Origin of the sequence: Ignicoccus hospitalis KIN4/I (assembly GCF_000017945.1) — an archaeon.
Taxonomy (GTDB): domain Archaea; phylum Thermoproteota; class Thermoprotei_A; order Sulfolobales; family Ignicoccaceae; genus Ignicoccus; species Ignicoccus hospitalis.
Genome location: NC_009776.1, coordinates 125,229 through 148,641 on the forward strand (window position 1 = coordinate 125,229; position 23,413 = coordinate 148,641).

The 23,413-nt window shown below is 55.1% G+C and carries 27 protein-coding genes; 17 read left to right on the forward strand and 10 right to left on the reverse strand.

Going from position 1 to position 23,413, the window contains the following annotated elements:
• Window positions 1–5: 5 nt before the first annotated feature.
• Both IGNI_RS00725 and IGNI_RS00730 read right to left on the reverse strand, forming a co-directional pair.
• Window positions 6–1,295 (reverse strand): ABC transporter substrate-binding protein, encoded by a 1,290-nt coding sequence (locus IGNI_RS00725; protein ID WP_011998175.1) that lies wholly within the window; start codon window positions 1,293–1,295, stop codon window positions 6–8.
• Between the two features lie 51 nt (window positions 1,296–1,346).
• Window positions 1,347–2,642 carry an ABC transporter substrate-binding protein gene (locus IGNI_RS00730; protein WP_011998176.1) on the reverse strand — a complete coding sequence of 432 codons (1,296 nt, stop codon included), beginning with the start codon at window positions 2,640–2,642 and terminating at the stop codon, window positions 1,347–1,349.
• A 200-nt stretch (window positions 2,643–2,842) separates the two neighbouring features.
• Here IGNI_RS00730 and IGNI_RS00735 point away from each other — a divergent pair, with 200 nt between their 5' ends.
• From IGNI_RS00735 to IGNI_RS00750, 4 genes are read left to right on the forward strand one after another with little or no spacing between them, the layout of a single operon-like run.
• Window positions 2,843–3,520, forward strand: a complete 678-nt coding sequence (locus IGNI_RS00735; protein ID WP_148202184.1) for a hypothetical protein — start codon at window positions 2,843–2,845, stop codon at window positions 3,518–3,520.
• Window positions 3,521–3,570: 50 nt separating this feature from the next.
• A complete protein-coding gene (locus IGNI_RS00740) occupies window positions 3,571–4,086 on the forward strand; it encodes a PIN domain-containing protein (RefSeq protein ID WP_011998178.1) in 516 nt (171 codons plus the stop codon).
• Window position 4,087: 1 nt separating this feature from the next.
• Window positions 4,088–4,288: a hypothetical protein gene (locus IGNI_RS00745; protein ID WP_011998179.1), complete on the forward strand. Its 201-nt coding sequence runs from the start codon at window positions 4,088–4,090 to the stop codon at window positions 4,286–4,288.
• Window positions 4,278–4,736 carry a universal stress protein gene (locus IGNI_RS00750; RefSeq protein ID WP_052569765.1) on the forward strand — a complete coding sequence of 153 codons (459 nt, stop codon included), beginning with the start codon at window positions 4,278–4,280 and terminating at the stop codon, window positions 4,734–4,736. Before IGNI_RS00745 ends, IGNI_RS00750 begins: the two co-directional genes overlap by 11 nt.
• Before the next feature lie 8 nt (window positions 4,737–4,744).
• On the opposite strand, the gene IGNI_RS00755 is transcribed toward IGNI_RS00750, so the two are convergent.
• The gene (locus tag IGNI_RS00755; protein ID WP_011998181.1) at window positions 4,745–6,424 is read right to left on the reverse strand and encodes a DEAD/DEAH box helicase; all 1,680 of its coding nucleotides are present in this window, start codon (window positions 6,422–6,424) and stop codon (window positions 4,745–4,747) included.
• An 81-nt stretch (window positions 6,425–6,505) separates the two neighbouring features.
• On the opposite strand from IGNI_RS00755, the gene IGNI_RS00760 reads away from it, so the two are divergent.
• From IGNI_RS00760 to IGNI_RS00770, 3 genes are read left to right on the forward strand one after another with little or no spacing between them, the layout of a single operon-like run.
• Window positions 6,506–7,465 (forward strand): daunorubicin resistance protein DrrA family ABC transporter ATP-binding protein, encoded by a 960-nt coding sequence (locus IGNI_RS00760; protein WP_011998182.1) that lies wholly within the window; start codon window positions 6,506–6,508, stop codon window positions 7,463–7,465.
• Window positions 7,466–7,469: 4 nt separating this feature from the next.
• Window positions 7,470–8,237, forward strand: a complete 768-nt coding sequence (locus IGNI_RS00765; protein ID WP_011998183.1) for an ABC transporter permease — start codon at window positions 7,470–7,472, stop codon at window positions 8,235–8,237.
• Window positions 8,238–8,279: 42 nt separating this feature from the next.
• Window positions 8,280–8,567, forward strand: coding sequence for a hypothetical protein (locus tag IGNI_RS00770; RefSeq protein ID WP_011998184.1), 288 nt, complete (start codon window positions 8,280–8,282; stop codon window positions 8,565–8,567).
• Between the two features lie 212 nt (window positions 8,568–8,779).
• Here IGNI_RS00770 and IGNI_RS00775 read toward each other — a convergent pair whose 3' ends face one another.
• Window positions 8,780–9,439 carry a phospholipase D-like domain-containing protein gene (locus tag IGNI_RS00775; RefSeq protein WP_187145976.1) on the reverse strand — a complete coding sequence of 220 codons (660 nt, stop codon included), beginning with the start codon at window positions 9,437–9,439 and terminating at the stop codon, window positions 8,780–8,782.
• Between the two features lie 607 nt (window positions 9,440–10,046).
• Between IGNI_RS00775 and leuS the strand changes: the two genes are divergently transcribed.
• The 4 genes from leuS to IGNI_RS00795 are packed head-to-tail and all read left to right on the forward strand — an operon-like array spanning window position 10,047 to window position 14,789.
• Window positions 10,047–13,115, forward strand: a complete 3,069-nt coding sequence (leuS, locus tag IGNI_RS00780) for a leucine--tRNA ligase (protein ID WP_011998186.1) — start codon at window positions 10,047–10,049, stop codon at window positions 13,113–13,115.
• 39 nt (window positions 13,116–13,154) lie between these two features.
• A complete protein-coding gene (locus IGNI_RS00785; protein WP_011998187.1) occupies window positions 13,155–13,448 on the forward strand; it encodes a DNA-directed RNA polymerase subunit K in 294 nt (97 codons plus the stop codon).
• The gene (locus IGNI_RS00790; RefSeq protein ID WP_238374094.1) at window positions 13,390–14,295 is read left to right on the forward strand and encodes a hypothetical protein; all 906 of its coding nucleotides are present in this window, start codon (window positions 13,390–13,392) and stop codon (window positions 14,293–14,295) included. The genes IGNI_RS00785 and IGNI_RS00790 overlap by 59 nt, the downstream gene beginning before the upstream one ends.
• A gap of 5 nt (window positions 14,296–14,300) precedes the next feature.
• Window positions 14,301–14,789, forward strand: coding sequence for a signal peptidase I (locus IGNI_RS00795; protein WP_011998189.1), 489 nt, complete (start codon window positions 14,301–14,303; stop codon window positions 14,787–14,789).
• On the opposite strand, the gene IGNI_RS00800 is transcribed toward IGNI_RS00795, so the two are convergent.
• From IGNI_RS00800 to pdxS, 3 genes are read right to left on the reverse strand one after another with little or no spacing between them, the layout of a single operon-like run.
• Window positions 14,741–15,307, reverse strand: coding sequence for a hypothetical protein (locus IGNI_RS00800; protein WP_148202187.1), 567 nt, complete (start codon window positions 15,305–15,307; stop codon window positions 14,741–14,743). The two genes, IGNI_RS00795 and IGNI_RS00800, sit on opposite strands and share 49 nt — an antisense overlap.
• A gap of 46 nt (window positions 15,308–15,353) precedes the next feature.
• Window positions 15,354–15,956: a pyridoxal 5'-phosphate synthase glutaminase subunit PdxT gene (pdxT, locus tag IGNI_RS00805; protein WP_011998191.1), complete on the reverse strand. Its 603-nt coding sequence runs from the start codon at window positions 15,954–15,956 to the stop codon at window positions 15,354–15,356.
• Window positions 15,949–16,977 carry a pyridoxal 5'-phosphate synthase lyase subunit PdxS gene (gene pdxS / locus IGNI_RS00810; protein ID WP_011998192.1) on the reverse strand — a complete coding sequence of 343 codons (1,029 nt, stop codon included), beginning with the start codon at window positions 16,975–16,977 and terminating at the stop codon, window positions 15,949–15,951. The genes pdxT and pdxS overlap by 8 nt, the downstream gene beginning before the upstream one ends.
• Before the next feature lie 104 nt (window positions 16,978–17,081).
• On the opposite strand from pdxS, the gene IGNI_RS00815 reads away from it, so the two are divergent.
• Window positions 17,082–17,357, forward strand: coding sequence for a U6 snRNA-associated Sm-like protein LSm6 (locus tag IGNI_RS00815; protein WP_011998193.1), 276 nt, complete (start codon window positions 17,082–17,084; stop codon window positions 17,355–17,357).
• 10 nt (window positions 17,358–17,367) lie between these two features.
• Entirely contained in the window at window positions 17,368–18,573 is a 1,206-nt protein-coding gene (locus tag IGNI_RS00820) for a methionine adenosyltransferase (RefSeq protein ID WP_011998194.1), read from the forward strand.
• Here IGNI_RS00820 and IGNI_RS00825 read toward each other — a convergent pair.
• A complete protein-coding gene (locus IGNI_RS00825) occupies window positions 18,570–18,848 on the reverse strand; it encodes a TIGR00304 family membrane protein (RefSeq protein ID WP_011998195.1) in 279 nt (92 codons plus the stop codon). The genes IGNI_RS00820 and IGNI_RS00825 overlap by 4 nt on opposite strands.
• A 23-nt stretch (window positions 18,849–18,871) precedes the next feature.
• Here IGNI_RS00825 and IGNI_RS00830 point away from each other — a divergent pair, with 23 nt between their 5' ends.
• Complete coding sequence (locus tag IGNI_RS00830) at window positions 18,872–19,456, forward strand: class I SAM-dependent methyltransferase (protein ID WP_011998196.1); 585 nt, start codon at window positions 18,872–18,874, stop codon at window positions 19,454–19,456.
• On the opposite strand, the gene IGNI_RS00835 is transcribed toward IGNI_RS00830, so the two are convergent.
• Complete coding sequence (locus IGNI_RS00835; RefSeq protein WP_052569781.1) at window positions 19,453–19,644, reverse strand: hypothetical protein; 192 nt, start codon at window positions 19,642–19,644, stop codon at window positions 19,453–19,455. The two genes, IGNI_RS00830 and IGNI_RS00835, sit on opposite strands and share 4 nt — an antisense overlap.
• Window positions 19,645–19,709: 65 nt before the next feature.
• Here IGNI_RS00835 and IGNI_RS00840 point away from each other — a divergent pair, with 65 nt between their 5' ends.
• From IGNI_RS00840 to IGNI_RS00850, 3 genes are all read left to right on the forward strand, one after another.
• Window positions 19,710–20,321, forward strand: coding sequence for an ATP-binding cassette domain-containing protein (locus IGNI_RS00840; RefSeq protein WP_052569784.1), 612 nt, complete (start codon window positions 19,710–19,712; stop codon window positions 20,319–20,321).
• Between the two features lie 72 nt (window positions 20,322–20,393).
• A complete protein-coding gene (locus IGNI_RS00845; protein ID WP_011998198.1) occupies window positions 20,394–22,148 on the forward strand; it encodes a molybdenum cofactor synthesis domain-containing protein in 1,755 nt (584 codons plus the stop codon).
• On the forward strand, window positions 22,123–22,848 hold the full coding sequence (locus tag IGNI_RS00850; protein ID WP_011998199.1) for an ABC transporter ATP-binding protein: 726 nt from the start codon (window positions 22,123–22,125) through the stop codon (window positions 22,846–22,848). The genes IGNI_RS00845 and IGNI_RS00850 overlap by 26 nt, the downstream gene beginning before the upstream one ends.
• On the opposite strand, the gene IGNI_RS00855 is transcribed toward IGNI_RS00850, so the two are convergent.
• Complete coding sequence (locus IGNI_RS00855) at window positions 22,834–23,376, reverse strand: hypothetical protein (RefSeq protein ID WP_011998200.1); 543 nt, start codon at window positions 23,374–23,376, stop codon at window positions 22,834–22,836. The genes IGNI_RS00850 and IGNI_RS00855 overlap by 15 nt on opposite strands.
• Between the last annotated feature and the right edge of the window lie 37 nt (window positions 23,377–23,413).

A 23,413-nucleotide genomic window follows, 5' to 3' on the forward strand; every position in this document is an offset into this window, starting at 1 on the left:
CTGCTTCACCTAGGAGTTAGGTTCGTGTAGAGCTTCAGCCCTTCGGCCGGGCTCCAGAAGCCCACGTCCTCGAATACGGGCTTGCCGTCCACCATCTTCACTGTCCAGATGCTGTAACTAGTGCTCAAGGGCTCTTGGTATATCGCGTTCATGCTCTTGTCGCCGCTGAAGCCCTTGTATATGTAGCTCATCTCTATTATGCCGTGCTCCACCAAGTTCGGGTTGTAGCTGGCTGCCCTGAGGGCGCCCAGCGTCACCAGCCACACTGCGTCGTACAGGGTGTCGCTGAACACGACCGGAGCCTTGCCGTAGACGCTCTCATAGTACTTGATGAAGTTGCCAGAGGTGTAGGGGGCGGTGCCGAGTACGTGCTTGGCAGCGAGTACCCTAGCGACCACCGGGTCCTCTATGAGCGCTGGGCCCTTTACGGCCTCAGTGAAGAACCACGGGTACCTCTGTAAGCCTAATTGCAAGGCTTGCCTTAGTATTACCTTTATCTCGTCGAAGGCGAGCCACACTATCGCTTGCGGCTTGTAGTTGTTTATGGTCCTAAGCTCGGCAAGGTAGCTCCTCGCGTTGGGGTCGTAAGGTATCAGGTAGGCCTTCCCTCCTTCGGCCTCAAAGGCCTGCTTGAAGGCCATGGCGAAGCCTTTGCCGTAGTCGTCGTTCCTGTAGAAGAACACTACCTTATTGTAGCCGAAGCTCTTAACGACCTTAGCTAGAGCCTTCGCTTGGAACAAGTCGCTGCTAACGCTGAAGAAGACGTAGCTGTAGCCCAGCTTCGCTATGTAGTCACGGTTGTTGAACCTCACTAGCGGGGAGGTGCTGGAGTGGCTCATCAGTATTACCTTGAGCTCGCCGTTGATGACGTCTTGGAGGGTACCGACGGCCGCGCTGGTGGCGGGGCCTACGACCAAACGGACGCCGTCGACGTTGACCAGCTTCCTAACCTTCTCTAAAGCCACTTGCGGGTTAGTCTGGGTGTCCTCCACTACCCACGTCACCTTGAACGGCAGCCCCAATTCCTTGAAACAGTAGTTCAAGTCCCTCGCGGCCAGCTCTACGGCGTAGCGCTCGTCGGCGAAGCTGGCGAGGGCACCGCTCATGGGTATTAGGGCACCTATCTTTATGGTGGTACCTCCTAAGCCTTCCTTCACCTTCTCTAAACCGCCGGCTCTCTCAACAGCTATCTTGAGGTAGTCGCACTTGGGCCCGCCGTAAGCTTCTTGAGGCGCGACAGCGAGGACTGCGGACGTCATTACGGCTAGTAAGAGCAGAGGAAGAAACTTCTTCATGGCACAGTCTCCAAAGCCTTGGGAGTAAACCTCGGTTTAAAAATTTTAATTTTACTTGGGCCTGATCGGCGTAAAGAGTTCTATTCCTTTCTCGGGGTCCCAGAACCCTACTTTGACCACGGTCGGCTTGCCGTTCTCTATCTTGATAGTCCAGTAGTGGTATGAGGACCTCATAACTTCTTGAGTCAGCGGGTTGAAGGTCTTGGGTCCGGTATAGCCCTTGAAGTACGCTCCGACCTCGATCAGCGCCTCCCTTATGGCGTCGGCGTCGTACTTCTTCGCCTTCAATACGCTGAGGGCAGACAGCCACAAGGTGTCATATATGTAGTCCGCGTACAACATTGGAGGTATGCCGAACCTCTTTTCGTACAGCTTTGCGAAGACGTCGCTGCCGCCGGGCCCGGTGCCCATGCCGTTCTTGAGGGCCACTACTTTGGCTAGGTACGGGTCGTTCAGGAGCACGCCCCTACAAGTCTCGCTGAACAACCACGGGTACCTCTGCAAACCTAGTTGCATCGCTTGCCTCAATATAACCTTCAGCTCGTCGAATGAGATGAAGAGTATCGCGTCGGGGTTGCTGTTGGCAACTACTCTCAGCTCCGCGTCGAAGGTCCTCGCGTTAGGGTCGTAGGGGACCAGTACGCATTCGCCGCCGTTTTGAGAGAAGTAATACTTGAAGGCGTTAGCCAGCCCAACGCCGTAGTCGTCTTGGCGGAACACGATAGTGACCTTCTTGTAGCCGAGCTTGGTGGCCAGTTCGGCTAACGCCTTCCCTTGGAAGTAGTCGTTGGTGATGGCCCAGAATATGTAGGACTTCCCGGTCTTGGAGATGTACTCCTTGTAGTTGGCGATCCTTAAGTTGGGCGCGGTGCTGGTAGCGGACATCACCACTACGTGTAGCTCCGAGTTGACCGGATACATCAACGACCCCATAGGTCTGCTCGTGATCCTGCCCGCAATTATTTGTACTCCTTGGAGAGCGAGCTTCCTAACGACTTCTACAGCGACTTGGGGGTCTGTGCGGGTGTCTTCCATTATGAACTTGAACCTCCACGGAAGGCCGAGCTTCTCCATACAGCCGTTGATGTCGTCGGAGGCCATCTTAATTGCATTGTAGTTAGAGACGGCGAACGAACCCAAGGCCCCGCTGAGCGGGGCGGGTGCGCCTATCGGTATCTCCTTCGGGAGGCGTATGTTGTCTACGCCGCCGGCCCATTCTATCACCTTCTTTATGCTCTCGCAGTTGGGCCCCAGTTGGTAGGGCTTGGTCAACAGGTCCATCTCTTCGGTCGAAGCTGCGATTACAAAGGCCGTCATTAATAGCGTTAACAGTAAACCCGTCCTCACTGGTTACACCCTCACCCTTTCGCTGCACAGACCGGGTTTTTGAGTATATGCACCCCTAACATACATAGCATTGTACATAACTGTATATGATCAATATATACGACTTCGCAAGCGCTTCGGAGCTGAGGTTGGCTGGGCGCTCGGCAGCTGGTTTATATATGGCGAGCGGAGTAGTACTACTCCATACCGGGTGCCTTAAGGTGGCGGTCGCTAGCCTCCCCGGGAGCGCGCAGACTTCCTCTACCGTTCGCTTCGCGCCCGCTCCCCCGAAAAAGAGCGTACTCATTATGGGTACTTTCGAGCCTAAGTACAAGCTCATAAACTCCCTGTATGTAGCCCTAACCAAGTTAGAGGAACTCGATATGGTGTCTTCAGCGGGGATGATAGACAACAACGTCTTCTCCGTACCCGGCGACGAAGCTCCATACGCTAAAATCATGTTTACTATAGGAAAGAAGACTAAGGAGTACTGGTTAGTAGGCGTCCCGTCCGAAATATCCACGAAAATATTGTCCAACCTTAAGGACAGTATAAGAGCGTTTAGGGGGAGTCTCCCGAAGGAGACGATTTACGAAATAGTGGACGACCCAGAGGGCTTGGCCAAAATAATGGGGGGCGTTAAGAGAATAGTCTACGTCTTCGATCCCGAGACCCAAGCCTACGCCTCCATTGAACTGGCTAACATGCTCGCGGCTTTTGAGGGGAGGAAGGCAGAGAAGGTGGCGGTCGTTAACGTAGGAAAGGGTATGCCGGCCTTCGTTCCGAGCACCTTACAAGCCCTAGAAAGGCTCGGCTTCGTCAAGGACAGCCTCGTGCTGGAGACGCCCACCTTGAATAGCTTTGAGATGCTCAAGTTGGCCAAGTTCGTCTTTCTTTGATGGAGACCTCATTCAAAAAGCCCTCAGCCCCTTCCCTCGTGGGAGGGGTTTTGGTAGCGAAAGGCGAGGCGAAGGTATACTTGGACGGCAACGTGTTGTTGGCGGCCTCCACCCTAGAAGATAAGCTGCACGACGAAACGGTAGAGTTCTTAGACTTGGTGAAGAAGGCCGACTGGGAGCTAGTTATAGGCACCCCCATACTGCTCGAGCTGGAACAGTTGCTCTACTTGGGCGACATGGGCTGGTTCAGGCTCCGGCACGCGCTTTCGGCGCTCCCCAAGTACGAGATAAAGATAATCGAGGACGACCATAAGAAGGTGCTGGAGCTGGCGAACGAGTACTTGAACGAGAGGGTTCTGTCAGAGAAGTACTTCACCAACTTGTTAGTCATAGCGTCGGCTACGCTCGGCGACGTTGACTATTTGGTTTCGTGGGACTCTAGGAGGATGGCTAACAAGAGCGTGGTTACTGCCGTGAACAGGGTCAACTTGAACAAGAAGCTCAGGGAGATAGAGATAGTCACACCTAAAAGGCTATCCCAGATAATTAAGGAGGAGGTGTTGTGACGTGGCCAAGGCAAGGGAGGAGGAGTCCCTTAGCTTCTTGCTAGACGAGAAGCTCAAGGAGTTCGTCACTAAGAACGTGCTGAAAGCTAAAATCGAAGAGTACGAGGAAGCTGTCGCCATAGCGAAGGAGGTCGTACTGCCCTTGGCAAAGGCGGTGGAGAGGAGCAAGAAGGTAGTCAGGATGCTGCTGCTTGGAGGCTGATACTATGTTCAAAAAGATACTCATGGCTCATGACTCCAGCTTGTGCGGTTGGAAGGCGTTCGAAGTGGCGCTCGACTTGGCCAAGAAGTACGGGGCGAAGCTCTACGTGGTCCACGCGGTGGACACCACGGCGATACCCGACATACCTCACAAGGACGTCCTCGTGAAGCCGCTGCTAGAAAGGGCGGAGAAACTGAAGGGTGAGGTGGAGGAGAAGCTCAAGGAAGCCGGCGTCGAAGGCGAGTTCATAGTAGTTCACGACAACCCGGTCAACGCAATAGTTAAGAAGGCGGAGGATTTGGACGTCGACCTAGTGGTCATGGGCGCTAGGGGTGCCGGACCGGTGGGCGGTTACCTCTTGGGCAGCGTGTCCACTAGAGTGCTCTTAACGTGTAACAGGAGCGTCTTGGTCGTTAAGGGAAAGGCGCCCGCGGCCAGCAAGCTCTGAGGAGTCGCTCAACCGAGCAACAACCTCTTGGAGGTAGCGTTCCTCAACACAATTTCTGCCACCTTTTCGTTGCTTACCACGAAATTGTATTTTCGTACGTCAAAAATTTCCATGGACCCTGTCCTAGCCCTCACCTTAACCGTAAGGGGGCCCGCGGGGAGCAACCCCTTCAGACGCTCTATCACTTGTTCGAGCTTTCCCCTCAAGCCCAGCTCTTCTATGGCCAGCGTCGCCCCCTCTAACGGTTCGAGCAGCTCCTTCAGCTCCTCCCCAACCGCTTCAGCTTCCTCTTGCAAGAACCACAGCTTGCCGTAGGGGGAGTAGACGTAAGCCGCTATCCCCTCTTCGCCCATCTTCCTCAGAAGCCTCTTAACGCGAGAAAGGGGAAGCGAGGAGAGCTCGGCTATTAGGTCTTCCGGAAGCGCCCTCCCGCGAAGGACCTCGAGCACCCCGCCGACGCTCGAGACCTTTAACAGTTTCCTCAAGACCTCCGGATCCACGTTGGGGTCTACACCTACCTTCTTGGCTACTTCTAATCCCTCTATTAACAAGTCAACGTCTATTGTATCCGGAGTTACTATGAACGTTAGGAACTTCACCTTTTTGTCGCCCTTAGGCCTAAGAAGCCTCCCTATCCTCTGTATGAGGCGCAGCGCGGAGGAAGTGTTGCTCCAAATGACGAGCAAGTCTATCTCTGGTAGATCTAACCCCTCCTCCCCAGCCGAAGTGGCGACGATCACCTTAGCGCTTTTCAAATCTTCAAGCCTTCCCTTACTCTTGCTGGTGAGGGGGAGGGCCCCCAGCTCCTTCGCGACCGCTAGGGCTATGCTGACCCTATCTACAAAGACTAGGGCCTTTTCGTACACGTGGTCGTCCAAGACCCTCGTGAGGGCCGGGAGCTTGTGTAACGGCGCCTCCTCATAGCACTTCTCTATTTGTTGCGAGTACTCCTTGAGGAGCCGCGCTAAGGCGCCCTCCCCCTTAGAGGACTCTCGGAGGGCCATCGGCCCGTCGCGAGCGAGGAACCTCAAGGCTAAGGATATCAGGAGTCGCGTCTTCTTGTCCGAGCTGGGCCAACGCGACTTGAGGGCCTCGTAGAGCTTCATGCAGCTCTCCGGCAAGGGGGCCTCGTAAACCTCGCCTATGTACGGGGGCACGTACTTGCGCACTTCCTCGTCGCTCCACGGGATCTCGATTATCGGGCCTATGTACTTCTCTATAATGCTTCTCCTTTTCGGAGGTATAAAGGCGCTCAGACCCAAGCGCCACTCGGCCTTGACGGACTTGACAACCTTCACGTAAGGGTCCTTTCCGCTGGTGTGGTGGCATTCGTCGACCACCAGTGCGTCGGAATTGGAGAGCTCCGCCAGCCACAGCTCCGCCTCCTCCGGGGTGGCGACGACCACCTCCGCCTTCACGGCCTCCAACTTTTGGGCTTTCGTCTTTTTCCCGTGTAAGGGCATAGCGTTCAAAGAGAACGCGTTTCTCAAAAGCAGCGAATTCTGTTCTACGAGTATCCTGGTGGGCTCTAGGACCAAGGCCTTGCGTATTTCGCCCCTCTCGAAGAGTTCCTTAAGCCAAGCTCCGGCCACAACGGTCTTCCCGGAACCGGTCGGCATAACGATTACACATCTTTTCATTCTCAGTGCTATGTCCAAAGCCCTCAACTGGTAGCTCCTCAGCTTCATAGTTTTCAATCCCCTCTAGTCGAGTTTAGGTGCGGTATCCACACTTTTTAGCGCCTTCCTCTCAACCGCGCGGGAGTCTCTGTGAGCTACGCTATAGAAGCTAGAGACCTACGGAAGAGGTACGGCGAGTTCGAGGCGGTGAGGGGAGTTTCCTTTACCGTCCGGTGGGGGGAGGTCTTCGGTTTCTTGGGTCCCAACGGCGCTGGGAAGACCACAACCATAATGATGTTAACAACGTTGGTTGAGCCTACGTCCGGCGAGGCCTACGTCGCCGGTTACCACGTTGTAAAGGAGAAGAACGAGGTGAGGAAGAACATCGGAATAGTCTTCCAAGACCCCACCTTAGACTCTTACCTAACCGTGTATGAGAACATGTACGTCCACGGCAAGCTTTACGGGATCAAGGGGAACGTCCTTAAAGAGAGGATAAAGGAAGCCTTGACGTTTTTCGACTTGTGGGAGCACAGGAACAAGGTGGCGAGGTACCTCTCCGGGGGTATGAGGAGGAGGCTTGAACTCGCCCGGGCCATGTTACACGAGCCCAAAGTCTTGTTCTTAGACGAGCCCACGGTTGGCTTGGATCCGCAGTCGCGCAACAAGGTTTGGGAGTACATAAAGACGCTCAATAAAAAGTTGGGCGTCACAGTATTCATGACCACGCACTACATGGACGAGGCCGACGAGATGTGCGACAGGATAGCGATAATAGACCACGGCAAGATAATAGCGGAGGGTAGCCCGGAAGAGCTCAAGAGCTCCGTCGGGGGCGCGCTAGTTATCGTAAAGACCAAGAAGGAGGCCCCTTGTCCGCAAGGCTTCGAGTGCGAGAAGAAGGGAGATAAATTGATCATTTCGCTTAAAAACTTGGGCAAAGAACTAATTGACGTCATAGACTCGTTGAGGTCGTACGAAATAACGGAACTCGACGTGAGGAAACCCACTCTAAACGAAGTGTTCTTGAAGCTCACTGGAAGAGAACTTAGAGATGAGGATTCAAATGATTATTTGAAACACATAATCACTAAGAGGATGTGGGGCTGAGAGTATGGACGTGTTGTTAGCGATGGCATATAGGCAACTGAAAAAGTTCTTGAGAGCAAGGGCCAGAGTGCTGTCAATGCTAACCATGCCGCTGTTCTGGGTGCTCTTCTTCGGAGTGGGGTGGGCGTCCAGCATGAACTTCCCTGGGATCGAGCTGATCCTAGGTACCGACTACTTAAGCTTCATGTTGCCTGGAGTAATAGCTATGACGGTGTTCACTTCCGGACTTATGTCCGGCGCGTCCGTCATATGGGACAGGCAGCTCGGCTTCCTCAAGGAGGTCCTAGTAGCCCCGACCTCCAAGCTGGAGGCAGTGCTAGGGAGGATCTTGGGTGACTCGTTGGTGGCCTCGCTCCAAGGTTCCGTAATGCTCCTAATAGGCTACTTGATAGCCACGAACATGTACCTCTCTGGCGCTCTCCCAGCAATCATAATAATGTTCATGACGGCTATGGGCTTCAGCGCGTTAGGAGTGACCATGGCTTCTTTGAGGCACGTAAAGTCCGTTGAAGGCTTCTTCGCTATGGTGAATTTGCTCATGATGCCGGCCATATTCGCTTCTGGCGCCTTCTTCCCACTAAACAACTTACCGGACTGGTTCTGGATCATAAGCTACACGGACCCCTTGACTTACAGCGTAGACTTAATGCGGTACTTCTTGGTAGGCGTGAACAAGTTCGAGCCTCTGAAGGACCTCTGCGCCCTACTGGTATTCGACGCGTCGGCGCTGCTGTTAGCGACTAAGCTGTTTGAGCGCTCGGACGTGGAGTGAGGTTTTTGACTCCCACTTATGGGCAGCGTGGGGTCTCGGAAGGTGGCTGAGGACGAGGGGATCGTCCTAGTAGTTAGGATAGGTGAGGGGGAAAACGCGAAAGAAATAGAGCTCACTGAGGAAGTACTAAGGAAGGTAAGGGTCTATCTGAGGACCGAGTACAGCTTGGAGAAGCTCGCCGAGGAGCTAGGCCTCGACGGTTGGGAGGAGGCATACGAGTTCGTGAAGAAGATGCCGGCCTGGCTGGTCTGGATACCCCCGACCTTGCTTAGGTACAAGATGAAGATGATTGAAGAAAAGCTGAAGAATAACGAACTCCAGTTAAAGTAGCGGTGACCGTGAGATGAAAGTTTTTGTCGGAGGGGAGGAGAGGGAGGTCGACTGTGAGGGGCTTCCGGAGGCCCTCCCCCGTTCCGGCGAATTCGAGGTCAAGGGCGACCCCCTGGAGTTGGAGAAGTGTTGGCGACTTACCTTGTGGAGGTTGAGGGGGGAAAAGTACGTCCTCTCGTGGGACGTGGAGCCCGGCCACCTAAAGGGTTTGGTCATTTTGCGGGCCTCGAGGCCTCCCAAAGTAAGGAGAACTCCCTCAAGAGCTCGTGGGCGCCCTCGCGGTAAACGTTCGCGAGGCAGCGAGAAGAGGAGAGGCGACACTCGGAAGAGAAGCCGCGCTTCCCGTCAACGACGACGAGGGTAGAGGGGAGCGCGTCCACGGTCCTAACCTCCACGTTCCCCGCATTTTTGTTCTTAGGCATGAAAGTTTTGATCAGCAGCTCGATGAATGAAGTAGCGCACGAGGCCTTCAAGACCCACGGGATAAAGGTGTAGGCGAAGTACTCTCGCCACCAATAGAGCTCGGCGAGGAGCAGAGCGTAGGAGGCGGGCAACGAGGAGCCTATGATTACTCCCAGCAGCGAGTACGGGGTGAGCGCGGCGTTCAGGTGGGAGGGGAGGAACAAGGACGCAGCTAACAGTGGCAACCTTATGACCGTGCCTTTCATTAGACCTTTGGTTATACACTTAGAGGTCCTCAGGCCCCAGAACTTCAAGACCTCGCAGCTCTCGTCCGCAGTTATGATCTTCACGCTCACGCCGCTTTCGCTCTTCCTCTTGAGGGCCCTCAGCACCTTATGCGGAAACTTTTCCGAGGCTACGTAGATCTCCCTCTCGGCGACCTCTATGAGGGCGAGGGTCGCCTCTTCCAAGTTTATCTTCTCTAGCTGTCTTTCTATTCTATGTTGTGCTGGGGACCTTTCGCGCTCGAAATAAGGGAGCAACAGAGCCTCGCGTCTGGGGAAAAGGGGTCTCTGTCCTGGACCCCTCGGGAGCGGGGCCTTCTTCGGGGCCCTCGGGAGGTCGTTGGTAACCTTCACCGAGGGCAACATAAAGCCGAGGTCGGCCAAGTATTTGATTACGATCTTTCGCTTGTCTTCGGAGAACTCCTCTGTGAGTATTACCTTCGCAGTTTCCTTATCGCCGGCCTTTAAAGCTAATATAGCATTCTCTAAGGCCCTTTTCTCTCTTTCGTTGAGGTCTTCTATACTGGTTATGCTGGACCCCTAGTCGGACGGGTGAGGCGTAAGTATTATGCTAGCGCCCTCTCTCGTTTGTACCCTCGCCGGCGGAGGGAGGGGCTCCGGGAGCTATGCCTTAAACTTTGTGGGACCTTGGGTGGGGTTGAAGTTTTGGAACGATATGTAAACTGAAGCTCGAGGTCCCTAAAGGGCCTCGCTTGAGGGACCCGCTAGAAATGAAGTTCCCGCACGAGAGGGTTTTGGAAGAAGGGCAAAAACCCTTTGAAGAGGAGCTGGCGTGGGGGACTTCGTGGAAGACTTCGTCCGCTACCTCAAAGAGATAGCGGCCAAGTGGAGGGAAGAGTGGGAAAGGGCGAGGCTACACGAAGCGGACGTGGACCCTAACAGGCCCAAGTTTTACGTAACTGCCGCCTTCCCCTACCCGAACAGTCCTATGCACTTAGGCCACTCGAGAACCTACAGCGTCACGGACGCGTACGCGCGTTTCAAGAGGATGAGGGGATTTAACGTACTGTTCCCAATGGGATTCCACTACACCGGTACACCCATAATAGCTATGAGCGAGAAGGTAAAACAAGGGCTCCAAGCTCTTAGGAGCTTAGGGGAAGTCAAGACCATTCTGGAAGAAATTTGGAAGATCAAGGTAGAGAGGAACTTGTCGATAGGAGAGGCAATCAAGGAATACTTGAGGGGGGCGGGCCGCGAGGACTTGATGGACAAAACAGACTCGATAGAATACTTGGTACTCTTCTATAAGGTCTTCGAAATACCGGTGGAGGACTTAGAGAAGCTGACTGAGCCGCTTTCCATGGCAAACTACTTCGCTTCCATTACTGAGGAAGGTATGAAAGAGCTCGGATATATGATAGACTGGAGGCGCAAGTTCACTACGGTCGACCCCGACTTCCAGAAGTTCATTACGTGGCAGTTCTTGAAACTCTACGACTTAGGTTACGTAGAGAAGGGGACGCACCCGGTCGCGTGGGACCCGGTCTACGACACTCCGGTCTCCCAGCACGACACCAAGGGAGACGTGGAGCCGGAAATTGAGGAGTACGACGTGATTCTATTCAAGTTGAAAGACGAGGACTTGTACCTGCCGGCGGCCACTCTGAGGGCTGAGACCGTCTTCGGGGTTACCAACGTTTGGCTGAACCCCGAGGCGGAGTACGAAGTAGTCGAAGTGGACGGCAAGAGGTGGGTGCTGAGCAAGAAGGCAGCTTACAAGATAAAGTTCCAAAAGGACGAGGTCAAGTCCCTCGGCCCCATAGATCCTAAGAAACTGCTCAAGAAAATGGTAATCAACCCGGCGACGGAGGAGGAGGTCCCGGTCCTCCCGGCGAGGTTCGTCGACCCCAACGTGGCCACGGGAGTGGTGATGAGCGTTCCTGCACACGCCCCCTTCGATTACGTAGCGTTGAAGGAGTTAGAAGGGGATCCCGAGTATTCAGACATAGTCAAGTCGATAGAATTAGTTCAAGTGATTAGGGTCCCGGAGGAGGGCTTACTAGTCCCCCAGTTGGTAGAGAAGCTCGGTATTAGGGACACTAGCGACAAGAAGAAGTTAGAGGAGGCGACGAGGGAGGTATACTCGAAGGAGTATAGGAAGGGAAGGATGTTGGAAAGCGTCTTGGAGAGGGTCAAGGGAGACGAGAGGCTTCGGGCGGCCCTAAAGGCCTTCTTGGGCAACGACCCGGTCCCGGACGCCAGGGAGAAGACGGCTAAGTGGCTGAAGCTGTTCGGCGCCGGCGACGTCTTCTACGAGATCAAGAACGCCCCGGTCTACTCTAGGTTCGGCAACGAGGTGGTAGTGAAGGTACTCAAGGACCAGTGGTTCTTGAACTACGGCGACCCCCAGTGGAAGGAGTTGGCTCGGAAGGCCTTGGCTAGGATGAGGATAATTCCGGAGAACTTCTTGAAGGAGTTCGAAGACACCATAGACTGGTTGCAAAAGAGGGCTTGTGCGAGGACTAGGGGCCTGGGAACGCCCCTGCCGTGGGACAAGAGGTGGATCATAGAGAGCTTGAGCGATTCTACGATATACATGGCTTTCTATACTGTCGTCAACATACTTAGGGGCGCGTCGGTGGAGCCGGAGAAGCTCCAACCCGAGGTGTGGGACTACATAATGTTGGGTAAGGGCAATCCTAAGGAACTGGAGGAGAAGTACGGGATAAGTGCGGCCGTTCTGGAGGAGGCTAGGAGAAGCTTCGACTACTGGTACCCGGTGGACTCCCGTCACTCGGGGAAGGACTTGATAAGGAACCACCTCACGTTCTTCATATTCAACCATGCTGCGATATTCCCAGAGGACAAGTGGCCCCGCCAGATAGTGGTCAACGGCTTCGTGAACTTGGAAGGCAAGAAGATGAGCAAGAGCTTGGGGAACATAATACCGATAACGGTAGCCATAAGGAGCTTCGCTCCGGACATAATAAGGTTAGTGTTACTACACTCGGCCGAGTTGGGCAGCGACGCGGACTTCCGCACCGAGATGGTGTCCAGAGCGATTAGTAACCTCAGAGAGATTAAGTCGATAGTGGAAAAGGTTAAGGATTACAACGGCCCTCGCCCCGCCAACTTGACGATGCTGGACGCTTGGTACTTAAGCTCATTCGTCAAGGACGTGGAAAACGTTACGAACATGATGGAAGATCTGAAGATTAGGGAAGTAACGAATGTATTATACTTCATACTGCTGAATAGGACGAAGGAGTACCTCAACGCCCTGGAAGCGATGGGCAGGGGGCTGGACGAGGTCGCCAAGTGGGTCTTGAGGTATACGGTGGAGAGGTGGGTGAAGATGATGACGCCCTTCACGCCGTTCTTCGCGGAGGAAATGTGGCACGAGTTGGGCTTTAACACCTTCGTGGTGACGGAGCCTTGGCCGGTAAAGGACGAAGAGCTGGTGAACCCGTTGGCAGAGGCCGCCAAGGAGTACGTAGAGAAGGTGATTGAGGACATCAAAGAAATAATTAAGGTTGCTAAAATTGAGAAACCCAAGAAGGTGAGGATAGAGGTAGCGTCGCCGGAGCAAGTGAAGATGTTGAAAATGGCAGTGGAGTTCGTAAATAGCGGAAAGAGCTTAAGGGAGTTTATGGCAGAGGCGACGAAGGTGTTCGGCAAGAAAGAGGCTAAGAGCTTGAGACAAGCGTTCGAGAGGGCAACTTCACTGAGCGAGAGCATGAGAAGCGTCATAGCCAGAGGCGAGTTCGACGAGAAGGCTGTCTTGGAGGAGTTCAAGAGGTTGATAGAAGAGGAAGTGGGGAGTGAGGTAGAGATAAGGCGCTACGAGGGCGGGAAGAAGCGCCCCGAGCCCCTGAGGCCAGCCATTTACGTGGAATAAATTATAGCTCTTCGCCCCTGCCTACAGCCGGGGCGAACCTTGAGCGAGGAGTGTAAAATAGAATTGGGCCCCCCTCACTTGACCAAGTTTGAAAGGGCCGTCATAGTAGGCGTCAGGGCCCTCCAGCTATCGATAGGCGCTCCGCCGTTGATAGACATATCCAAGTTGCCTAAGAGGGATGCCCTTATAATAGCGAGGGAAGAGTTGAGGCGGGGCCTGCTCCCAATAACCGTGAAGAGGAGGACGCAGAGCGGCAAGGAGGTGTTAGTACCTCTTGACTGCTTACTTAAGAAAGAGAAAGAAGTCTTCGGAGAGGTACCGAAGCTCATGTGAGTACTTGGCCTCTGACGGTTACCTCTTAGTCACGCGGCGGGACGCTTGTGGGTGTGAGGGCTACGGCGAGTCCGCCGGCCCGTTCGTGGTTATGAAGAGGCTTGAAACTAAGAACAGCGCGCATGTTACCTTAATTTCCATAGCGTTCTTGGCCGCGCTGGCGGTCGCTTACTCCAAGGCGCTCTCGTCAATTAGCACAATAACCTTCGAGACGGCCTTTTTGGGCTACTTGGGTACGTTGCTGTTGTTAGCGGGCTTTCAGTCCACGCTCAGTTCGCTCATAGCTAGGCTGATGGGTGCGTCGTTGAACGTGACGTGGGTCGTTGTTCCCTCGCCCTTGCCCTCCCTGTTGCCCTTGTTCACGGCCGAGAGGGCGTTCTGCCGGAGGGGCGACTTCCAGCTCGCCGTGGCCCTCCCCCTCTTGGCTTCCATGCTCTTGGCGGCCATTCTGTCGCATACCTTGGCGTTCCACGCGTACCCGAAGGGCAAGCCGCAAGTGCTGGAGTCCGTCCCGTTGGCGCTCGCCGACGCGCCCTCGGGGCCGGTGCAACTGGCCGCACTCGCCTACGCCCTTTCGGCTCTCTTCCAGCTCACCGGCTACCCGTATTCCCCTTCTTGGCCCCTCTTGGGCCGTTCCAATGCGCTCTTCCCCCTCTCGGTAGGCGTCGCCTTGTCGGTCGACAGACCGGTCTTGGGAGAGCTCTTGGGCGGTTACGTCCTAATGGCTACCCTGTTCTCCGCCTTCGTTAGGGAGAGGGCCCAGTGGAAGGACCCGTTCTCTAGGACGAGTGTAGTGGCTCTTGCCTCAACCTTGATAACTTTATTCCTTGTCGTTCCGGTGGGGTAAGTACGTTGAACAAGGCGAAGAAGGAAGCTATTGAATGGATAAAGGCTATAATAGAGGCTATTATAATACTTACAGTGCTTAAGTTCCTCCTCAAGACGAACGTCCCCTTGGCCGCCGTGGCCTCCGGCAGCATGTTGCCTACCTTGGAAAGGGGAGACCTAGTGATAGTTCGGGGGGTAGCTCCGGACGACGTGAGCGTCGGTGACATAATAGTGTACAAGTCTTGCCAAGGTCCGTTAATAATACACCGCGTCATTAAGGTAGTAAAAGTAGGTTCGCAATATTATTACGTTACGAAGGGCGATAACAACCCCGACAGCGACTACTTCTTGGGACAGTTCGTCGACTGTAGGACCGGGCGACCCCTTCCCGGCGTGCCCTACGAGAGGGTGGAGGGCGAGGTCCTCGAAACGTTCGGTTATACAATCAAAGTCCCTTACTTAGGCTACGTCGCGCTGTTCGCGTTCCCGTTCCTCTGGTGGGTGTCGCGCTGAAAGAGCGCCATTATCCTTCCGATCAGGCTCGCGTCCTTCGAGTCCTCTTGGCATTTGAGCATCTTCTCCGCGAGTTTGGTTACCGTCTCCCTCTCGGGCTCAACGATCTGTTTGCACAGCTCTTCGCTCTTCCACTTGTTCCACAGCTTGGAGGCCCTCAGCACCTTTCTGTAGGTCTCACAGCTCTCGCAAGTGTCTTTGAGCTTGTCTAGGTTCTTATCTATCCACCTTTCTATATACTTAACGCTTTCGTTGAGCTTCTTCATAACCAAAACTACGTTCATTAGAACTTCGTTAAGCGCCTCGAGCTTCCATTGGGCCTTCTTAACGTCCTCGCACATATCTATGCCGCTTTCCATGAACCTCATGTAATTTGTGAAAGTCTTTAAAATATCGCTATACATAATGACTTTGTTCAAATTGACGACGAGGCCGCTGAGCTCGTCCTCCGGTATGAGGTTCCTCGCCTCTTCTATCTCGCTGTGCATTTCGATTAGAGGTGTGGGCAGGCGCGGCACCGGCCCCACGTGTGGGTGCTCGAGGCTGACCTTATATGGACGGGGCTCACGAGGCCTCAGATAACAACATCTCATGAATCCTGGTGTCGCTCGTTAGTTCGGGATGGAAGGACGTGGCTATTATGTTGCCTTGCTTTACCATCACTGCGTTCCCCTTGAACTCGCCCAACACCTCCACGGCGGGGCTTAGGGGGACCATCACGGGGGCCCTTATGAACACTCCCCTGAACGTCCCTATTCCCTTTATGTTCAAGTTGGCCTCGAAGCTCTCCCTCTGCCTCCCAAAGAAGTTCCTAACTACCTTAAAGTCCGCGACCCCCAACAAGGGCTCGTAGCGCTTGCCGCTCTGCTTGTCTTCTATCTCCCTCGCCAACAGTGCGGCGCCGGCGCACGTCCCGAGCGCCGGCAAGCCCTCGAGGAGGGCCTCCTTGAGGCGCTTGTCCAAGCCAGTCCTCTTACCTAACTTGTACATGGCGGTGCTTTCCCCTCCGGGCAGCACTATCGCCCTCAAGGAGTTCAAGTGCTCCGGCTTCCTAACTTCCACCACTTCCACTTCTTTGCCCAACCTCTTGGCGGCTTCCCTTATCATGTAGATGTGTTCGACCACGCCGCCTTGAAGCGCCAAGACGCCGACCTTCAACTCACTCACCCCTAACCTGCAACAGCTCTTCGGGCTTGAGCTGTTTTACGTCAATGCCCATCATACTCTTCCTCTCGCTTATCATGGACTGCGCTTCGAGTACGGCCTCGGGATCCATCCAAAGGGACGTCGCGAGGACTATCGCTTCAGCCCTCTGGCGGGGGTCCTCGCTCTTGAAGATCCCGGAGCCTACGAACACTCCGTCGGCGCCCAGCCACATCATGAGTGCGGCGTCCGCTGGGGTGGCGATGCCCCCGGCGGCGAAGTTGACCACCGGTAGCCTCCTAAGCCTAGCGACGAGCTCCACGAGCTCGTAACTCACGCCCATCTCTCTGGCCTTTAGGACCCTATCCTCCTCGCTCATGGAGACTATTTCCCTAATCTCTCCCATAACAGTCTTCATGTGCTTTACTGCCTCCACCACGTTGCCGGTCCCCGCCTCTCCCTTAGTCCTTATCATTGACGCGCCCTCGCTGATCCTCCTGAGCGCCTCTCCCAAGTTCCTAGCGCCGTTGACGAAGGGTACTTTAAACAGCCACTTATTTATGTGGTGTTTCTCGTCCGCCGGCGTCAGTACTTCGCTCTCGTCTATCATGTCTACGCCCAGCGCTTCCAGTACCTTCGCCTCCATGAAGTGCCCTATCCTAACCTTGGCCATAACTGGGAGGGAGATAGAATCCATAACTTCTCTGATTACGTTTACGTCCGCCATCCTGGCGACGCCGCCGCTCTTCCTTATGTCGTAGGGAAGCTTGTCCAGCACCATTACCGCGACGGCCCCCGCGTCCTCCGCTATTTCGGCTTGCTCTATGTTGGTAACGTCCATGATAACGCCGCCCTTCTGATACACCGGGAAGCCGAGCTTCGCGCGGACGGTCCCTTTGGCTACCTCTCGTTCCACTTCACGGGGGTCGGGCAAGTAAGTCCACAAGCCTTCCTCCTTCAGCTTGTCGGCAGTCTCCGCGAGCTTGTAGAAGAAGTTGGCTATAGCGTCAAAACCAACTTCTACTAATCCGTCCCTGTGCCTCAAACCTTCGACCCGAGGCACTACCTTCCTGTGAGGCGTATATAAGTCTCGAGCGCATGGAACCGCTTTAAGCTAACGAGCTCTGATGGGAAGGCGGGAAAGAAGCGATGGCGCGCGGCCAAGAGAAAGGTAAGCTGAACCTCGAGAACCCGTTGAAGTACTTGAGGGCGGCAGTGGACAACGTGGTACTAGTGAGGCTGAAGGACGGCAACGAATACGTGGGCAAGCTCGTCTTCACTGATAACACAATGAACTTGATACTCGACGACTGCACCGAGCTTTCCCCAGAGACCGGAGAGCCCGTAGCCAAGTACGGCCGGATCATGATCAGAGGGAGTTACGTACTCTTCATAAGTCTGGACTATCACAAGGTCATGAAATAGGTGACCGGAAATGAAGAACGTAACCGTAACCAAGCTCCCCCTTCCACCACAGGACGAGTTAGACGTGGAGATAGTTGAGAGGAAGGGGACCGGACACCCGGACTACATAGCCGACGCGGTCTCCGAGGAGGCCAGCAGACAACTCTCTCTGTACTACCTCAAGGAGTTCGGCCACGTCTTCCACCACAACTTGGACAAGACCTTGCTGGTGGGCGGTCAAGCCTCCCCTAGGTTCGGAGGGGGCGACGTGCTCCAGCCCATCTACATCATAATCTCCGGCAGGGCGGTGACGGAGGTGAGGACTGACGACGGCGTGGTGGACGTGCCCTTGGGTACGGTGTTACTAAAGGCCGCCAAGGACTGGTTGAAGAAAAACTTACCGCACTTGGACGTCGAACACCACGTGGTGGTGGACTACAAGGTAGGTAAGGGCTCTGCGGACTTAGTGGGCGTGTTCGAGTTGGGCAAGACCGTGCCTCTCGCCAACGACACTTCGGTGGGAGTAGGCTTCGCCCCGTTCAGTACGTTAGAGAAATTGGTTTACACCGTCGAACGCAAGCTGAATTCCGCCGAAACCAAGGCAAAAATCAAGGCACTGGGCGAGGACATAAAGGTAATGGGCCTCCGCATGAAGAACAAGATAAAGTTAACCGTCGCGGCGGCCATAGTCTCGGAGTACGTCAGGGACGCGGGGGAGTACGCGGCGGTTAAGGAGGAAGTGAAGGAAATAGTGGAGGCAGTGGCTCACGAGGTGGCGCCAAACCACGAGGTGGAGGTCTTCATCAACACTGCCGACAACCCCGAGAAAGGAATATTCTACTTGACCGTCACCGGGACCAGCGCCGAGCACGGGGACGACGGAGCTACGGGGAGGGGCAACAGGGTGAACGGGCTGATAACTCCTATGAGGCCCATGAGCTTGGAGGCGGCGGCTGGGAAGAACCCCGTCAACCACGTAGGCAAGCTGTACAACGTCTTGGCCAACATAGCTGCACAGAAAGTAGTGGAAGAAGTTCCCGAAACGAAGGAGGTCTACTTAGAAATACTCAGCCAGATAGGAAGGCCCATCACCGACCCACTCATAGCGGCGGTCAGAGTCAAGGGAGAGTTGACGCCCACAATCGAGAAGAGGGTGAAGGAAATAATAGAGGCGGAGCTCGACAGACTACCCATGATAACCAAGGAGATATTAGAAGGTAAGATAAGCGTCTTCTAGCCTCCCTTCCCAGCGGGCTTGCCCCAATACGTAGTCGTAAACAGTAGTATTATCATTGCTAAGGCCAGCAAGGCGGCTATTAGGAGCGCGAACCAGCCCAGCTTGCCGCCGCCTATAGCTATGGGGAACGGGCCGATGAAGATTATCGCCCCACCTCCCCACTCCACCTCGCCGCCCCTCAAGACTATCATCATTAGTAACCCGATAAAAATCAAAAACACGCCTAAGATTATGAGCCCGAAGCCCAATGCGCTCGGATTAAGAGCCTCTTCCAACGCTCGACCCGAGGGGTTCTTGCGTGAAGCACTACTTCAAGGGAGGGGCCGGCGGGCGGCCGGAAGTGGTCGGGGCTTGGATAAGGGGAGCCCCCCTGAAGTTCATAGTTCCGAGGGGGTTGTTCTCGAGCTCTAAGGTGGACCTAGGTACGGCGCTCTTGGCGGAATTTATGGAAATTCCTAAGGAGGGCAAGGTATTGGACGTAGGCTGCGGTTACGGAGTGTTAGGCATATTGATGGCGAAACTGAACCCCAACTTAGAAGTTTACATGGTTGACGTGAACCCTGTGGCGGTCGACGCCGCTAAGAGGAACGCCGAGCTGAACGGGGTGAGGGTAACCGTTTTACAAGGGAACTTGTACGAGCCCACAGACTTGTTGGGTATAAAGGACTTCTCAACAATTGTCAGCAACCCTCCGTTGGCGGCCGGGAAGGAGGTGGTGAAGGAAATAATAGAAGGCGCGCCCGCGAGGCTGAAGAGCGGGGGCTCGCTTCAGCTAGTGATGGCCCAAGGCGGTGACTGGGCGAAGGGCGTAATGGAGGAATACTTCAAGGAGGTGGAGGTTAAGAGGAAGAAGGGTTACGCGCTCCTTCGCGGGTACGTCTAAGGGCTTACCACTTGGGCTTGCACGGACCTCAGTACGGCCAGCCTCTGCTGCTCCATAGTCCACCAGACGTTTATAAACCACGCCATTACCAGTATTGTCATAAAGAATGTGAGGAACAAGAGCATGTTAAGCGGCGTTAAGTACTCCGATATGATATCGGCGAGTAGGCCCCTTCGCCACTTCTTCACTACCCTTTCCCGAGGGCCCTATGATTACTTTAATTTTTACACTTTATCGCCCTGGGAAACAGCTTTTGGAGACGCTCGTCTTCAAGGGAGTGTGGAAGGTCTACAGTAATAAGGTAGTACTAAAGGATTTCAACTTAATCGTCTTCGAAGGGGAGGTTGTGAGGCTAGAGGGTCCCAACGGCTCCGGCAAGACGACGGTCTTGAAGTTGGCCTCCGGAATAGAGCGCCCCACGCGCGGCGAGGTCTACGTGGCGGGCTCGAGGCCTTGGTCCCCCTCCGGCAAGAGGGCGTTCGGCGTAGTGATGCACGGGAACATGACCTATCCCGAGCTCACCGTACGAGAGAACATAGAGTTCTTCGTGAAGCTTTATAAAGCCGACAAGGATTACGCTTTCGAGTTAGCCAATAAGATAGGCCTCGACGACAAGTTAGATCAGAGGGCCTCGGAGCTGAGCTTCGGGTGGAGGAAGAGGCTAGAGATGGTTAGGGCCTTGTTACACAAGCCGAAGCTCCTCTTGTTGGACGAACCGTTCGTCGGCCTTGACAAAAGGGGGTTAGAGGATATAATGACAATACTCAAGTCGGTCAATGAAGAAGGCGTAAGCATAGTCTATACTGCGCCGACGGGCGTGCCCTACTCGGTCAGGCCCGACGAGAGGGTAGTCTCCTTAGCGTAAGCTTGTACAAGTTTACAAAAGCCGGATACGCGTAAAATGAGGCCAACGGGCTGTAGTTTACGGGGGCGAAGCTTGAAGAAGGAGAGGAAGGTGTTCAAAGAGCTCTTGCCTCCGGACGAGGCTATGAGGAGGTTAGAGGAAAGGGTCCCCCCTACCCCTCCGGAGGCGGAAGAGGTACCTATAGAAGAGGCCTTGGGCTTCTACCTCGCGGAAGACGTGAAGTCCCCAATAAACTTACCTCCCTACCCCCGCTCGGCTGCCGACGGGTACGCGGTTAGGGCCCGCTCCACTTGGGGCGCTTCAGAGGACGAGCCCGTGGAGCTGAGGGTTGTGGGAGAGGTGAGGGTCGGCGAGGCGCCGGGCTTTGAGCTGAAGGAGGGCGAGGCGGCCGAGGTCGACACGGGCTCGGCCCTCCCCCCGGGCGCCGACGCGGTAGTCATGATAGAGTACGTGAAGGAGGTCGGGGACAAGATATTGGTTTACAAGTCCGTAGTCCCCGGCGAGAACGTCCTCTGGCCCGCCACCGACGTCTACTCCGGGCAGCCCCTCTGGAAGAGGGGCACCAGGGTGGACTCCAGAGTAATAGCCTCCTTGGCCTCCGTGGGCATAAGGAAGGTGAGGGTCTGGAGGCCTAAGGTTTATCTAATATCCACGGGCTCCGAGCTCGTGGAGCCCGGTAAGCCCTTAGAGACTGGTAAAATATACGACGTCAACACTTACTCCTTGCAAGCGCGCTTACGGGAAGAGGGCTTTGTCCCAATAGTCCACGGCGTGGTGCCGGACGACAAGGAGGAGATAAAGAAGGCCATCTTAGAGGGCGTCGAGAAGGCCGACGTAGTGGTTACTACGGGCTCCACCTCCGCCGGCCCTGCGGACTTCGTGTACCGCGCGGTAGGCGAGGTAGGGGAGGTGCTAGTCCACGGCTTGGCCTTCAAGCCCGGCAAGCCCGTCATGCTGGGCGTAGTGAAGGGCAAACCGGTCTTCGGCCTGGCCGGCCACCCCGACTCCGCATACTTCAACTTGGAACGCTTGGTAATACCATATTTGAGGAAAATGGTTAAGGCCGACGAGAGGTCCCAGAGCTCTACGAAAGCCGTAGCGGCGACCAGCTTCGTGGGGGCTAAGGGGAGGAGGACCCACGTCCCCGTGAGCTTGTTGACGGACGGCTCGAGGTGGTTCGCCTTCCCGGCGTCCCACTCGGACCACGCGATGGTCAGCTACTCCAAGGCGGACGGCTACATAGTGATACCGGAGACTAGGAGGGCCCCGGTGGAGCCCGGCGAGGAGGTGGAGGTTTGGCTGTTCAAGGACCCTAGCTACAAGGGAGCTATAGTAGGCGATACCGACGTAGCCGTGGACGCCGTCGTTGAGAGGCTTGACTATCCCCCGAAAATGTTACCCTTGGGTAGCTACAGCGGCGCCTACGCCTCTAAGATGTCGTTGCGTTCCGTCTGGATTTCGCCGGAGGCGGTCGGGAAAGAGGTAGAGGTGGAAGTGGTGGCCGTGGGGAGGGGAGAGCGCGTCGGAGTGCCCCACAAGTCGTCCTTCTTGTATCCCTTCTTCTCCAAGTTCTTGGAGGTGGAGGGTATAAGTAGGGAGGAGCTCCAGAAGAGGTTCGTGAGGGTTACCATGCCGACCCCTCAAGCCTTGGCGTCCGCCGTGGCCAGCGGGGAGGTGGACGCGGCGATAACCACTAGGAACGCGGCAGAAGCATTGGGCTTGGACTGGAGGCCCTTGAGTAAGGCTAAGCTATACATAGGCTGGACGGAAGACCACGCCGAGCTGGGGAGGGAGGTGCTCAATGAGTTCCTACGCCGCGGAGGTTAGGGACGTGTGGAAGGTCTACGCGGCCGGAGGCTCCTCCTACCCGGCGTTGAGAGGAGTTACCTTGAAGATACCCAAGGGGAGCTTCGTGGTCGTCTTGGGTCCCTCGGGCTCCGGCAAGAGCACGCTCTTACACTTACTGGGGGCGCTGGACACCCCGACGAAGGGGGAAGTGATAATAGCTGGAAAGAACGTGAAGGAACTCGACGAAGAGGGCAGAGCGAGGCTCAGGAGGGAGTACGTGGGCTTCGTCTTTCAGAAGTTCTACCTGATAAATAGGTTGAGCGCCGTGGAGAACGTGGAGCTGCCCATGCTGGCCAAAGGCCTCCCGAAGGCGGAGAGGCGACGAAGGGCCTTAGCCTTACTTAAGAAGGTCGGTTTGGGCGAGAAGGCGTTCAGAAGGCCCACGGAGCTCTCCGGAGGGGAACAGCAGAGGGTAGCCATAGCGAGGGCCCTTGCCAACGACCCGGACATAATACTTGCTGACGAGCCCACGGGTAACCTAGATACGGCCAACGCGACGAGGATAATGAAGTTATTGGAGGCCCTCAACGTGGAGATGGGAAAAACCGTGGTTGTGGTGACTCACAACCCGGAACACACGAGGTACGCGAACTACGTAGTGAGGATAAGGGACGGAAAAGTGGAGAGCGTTGAGGAGGGCGGGAGGCCCGCCGGAGACCCCTCGTTACTCCTCGCTTGAGGAGATGCTGATAAAGAGCTTGTCATCTTCCTTCTTAATATCCACTTTGGAGTCTTTGCGCGTCTTCACGTAGAACGTGTGGAACCGGGAACCCAAGACGTTAACGAAGTCCGGTTTCTCGGCTTCCAAGTTTACCTCCTTAACGTAGAACTTCGTGGGCTTCTTGTCACTACCTATGAGCTCCACTACCACGTACCCCCTGCTTAGGGACGCCCTGATGCCGAGTTCGCCCTCCGCGGAGCCGCCGTGCTCGTCCACCTTTACTACCTTCCCTTCCAAGGTATCCCAAGTGGGGATGTACCTGTCCGAGGAGACGCCTATTACGATGTAGTTCCCGTAAGTGCTGAACTTGGGGTGTTGGTCATAGCTAGCCTCCAACTTGATCCCGTCTTCGTTTAAGACGAGCTTGGCGTTGGAAGGGGACACCAGGACCACGTGTTCGGTACTGAAGCTCCTCCCATCTACTATACATTGGTTATTCTCAAACCTTATGCGGGTTTTTTCTTTAACGTTGGCCGGAACGAGCATGATATCCCACCTAGGAGCCTATTTAGGGCCAAAAAAG

Bases quoted from the DNA above. Each gene is read 5' to 3' on its own strand.
- IGNI_RS00725 (WP_011998175.1), bottom strand. From the start codon at position 1,295: ATGAAGAAGTTTCTTCCTCTGCTCTTACTAGCCGTAATGACGTCCGCA.
- IGNI_RS00755 (WP_011998181.1), bottom strand. From the start codon at position 6,424: ATGAAGCTGAGGAGCTACCAGTTGAGGGCTTTGGACATAGCACTGAGA.
- IGNI_RS00765 (WP_011998183.1), top strand. From the start codon at position 7,470: ATGGACGTGTTGTTAGCGATGGCATATAGGCAACTGAAAAAGTTCTTG.
- IGNI_RS00815 (WP_011998193.1), top strand. From the start codon at position 17,082: ATGGCGCGCGGCCAAGAGAAAGGTAAGCTGAACCTCGAGAACCCGTTG.
- IGNI_RS00820 (WP_011998194.1), top strand. From the start codon at position 17,368: ATGAAGAACGTAACCGTAACCAAGCTCCCCCTTCCACCACAGGACGAG.
- IGNI_RS00850 (WP_011998199.1), top strand. From the start codon at position 22,123: ATGAGTTCCTACGCCGCGGAGGTTAGGGACGTGTGGAAGGTCTACGCG.
- IGNI_RS00855 (WP_011998200.1), bottom strand. From the start codon at position 23,376: ATGCTCGTTCCGGCCAACGTTAAAGAAAAAACCCGCATAAGGTTTGAG.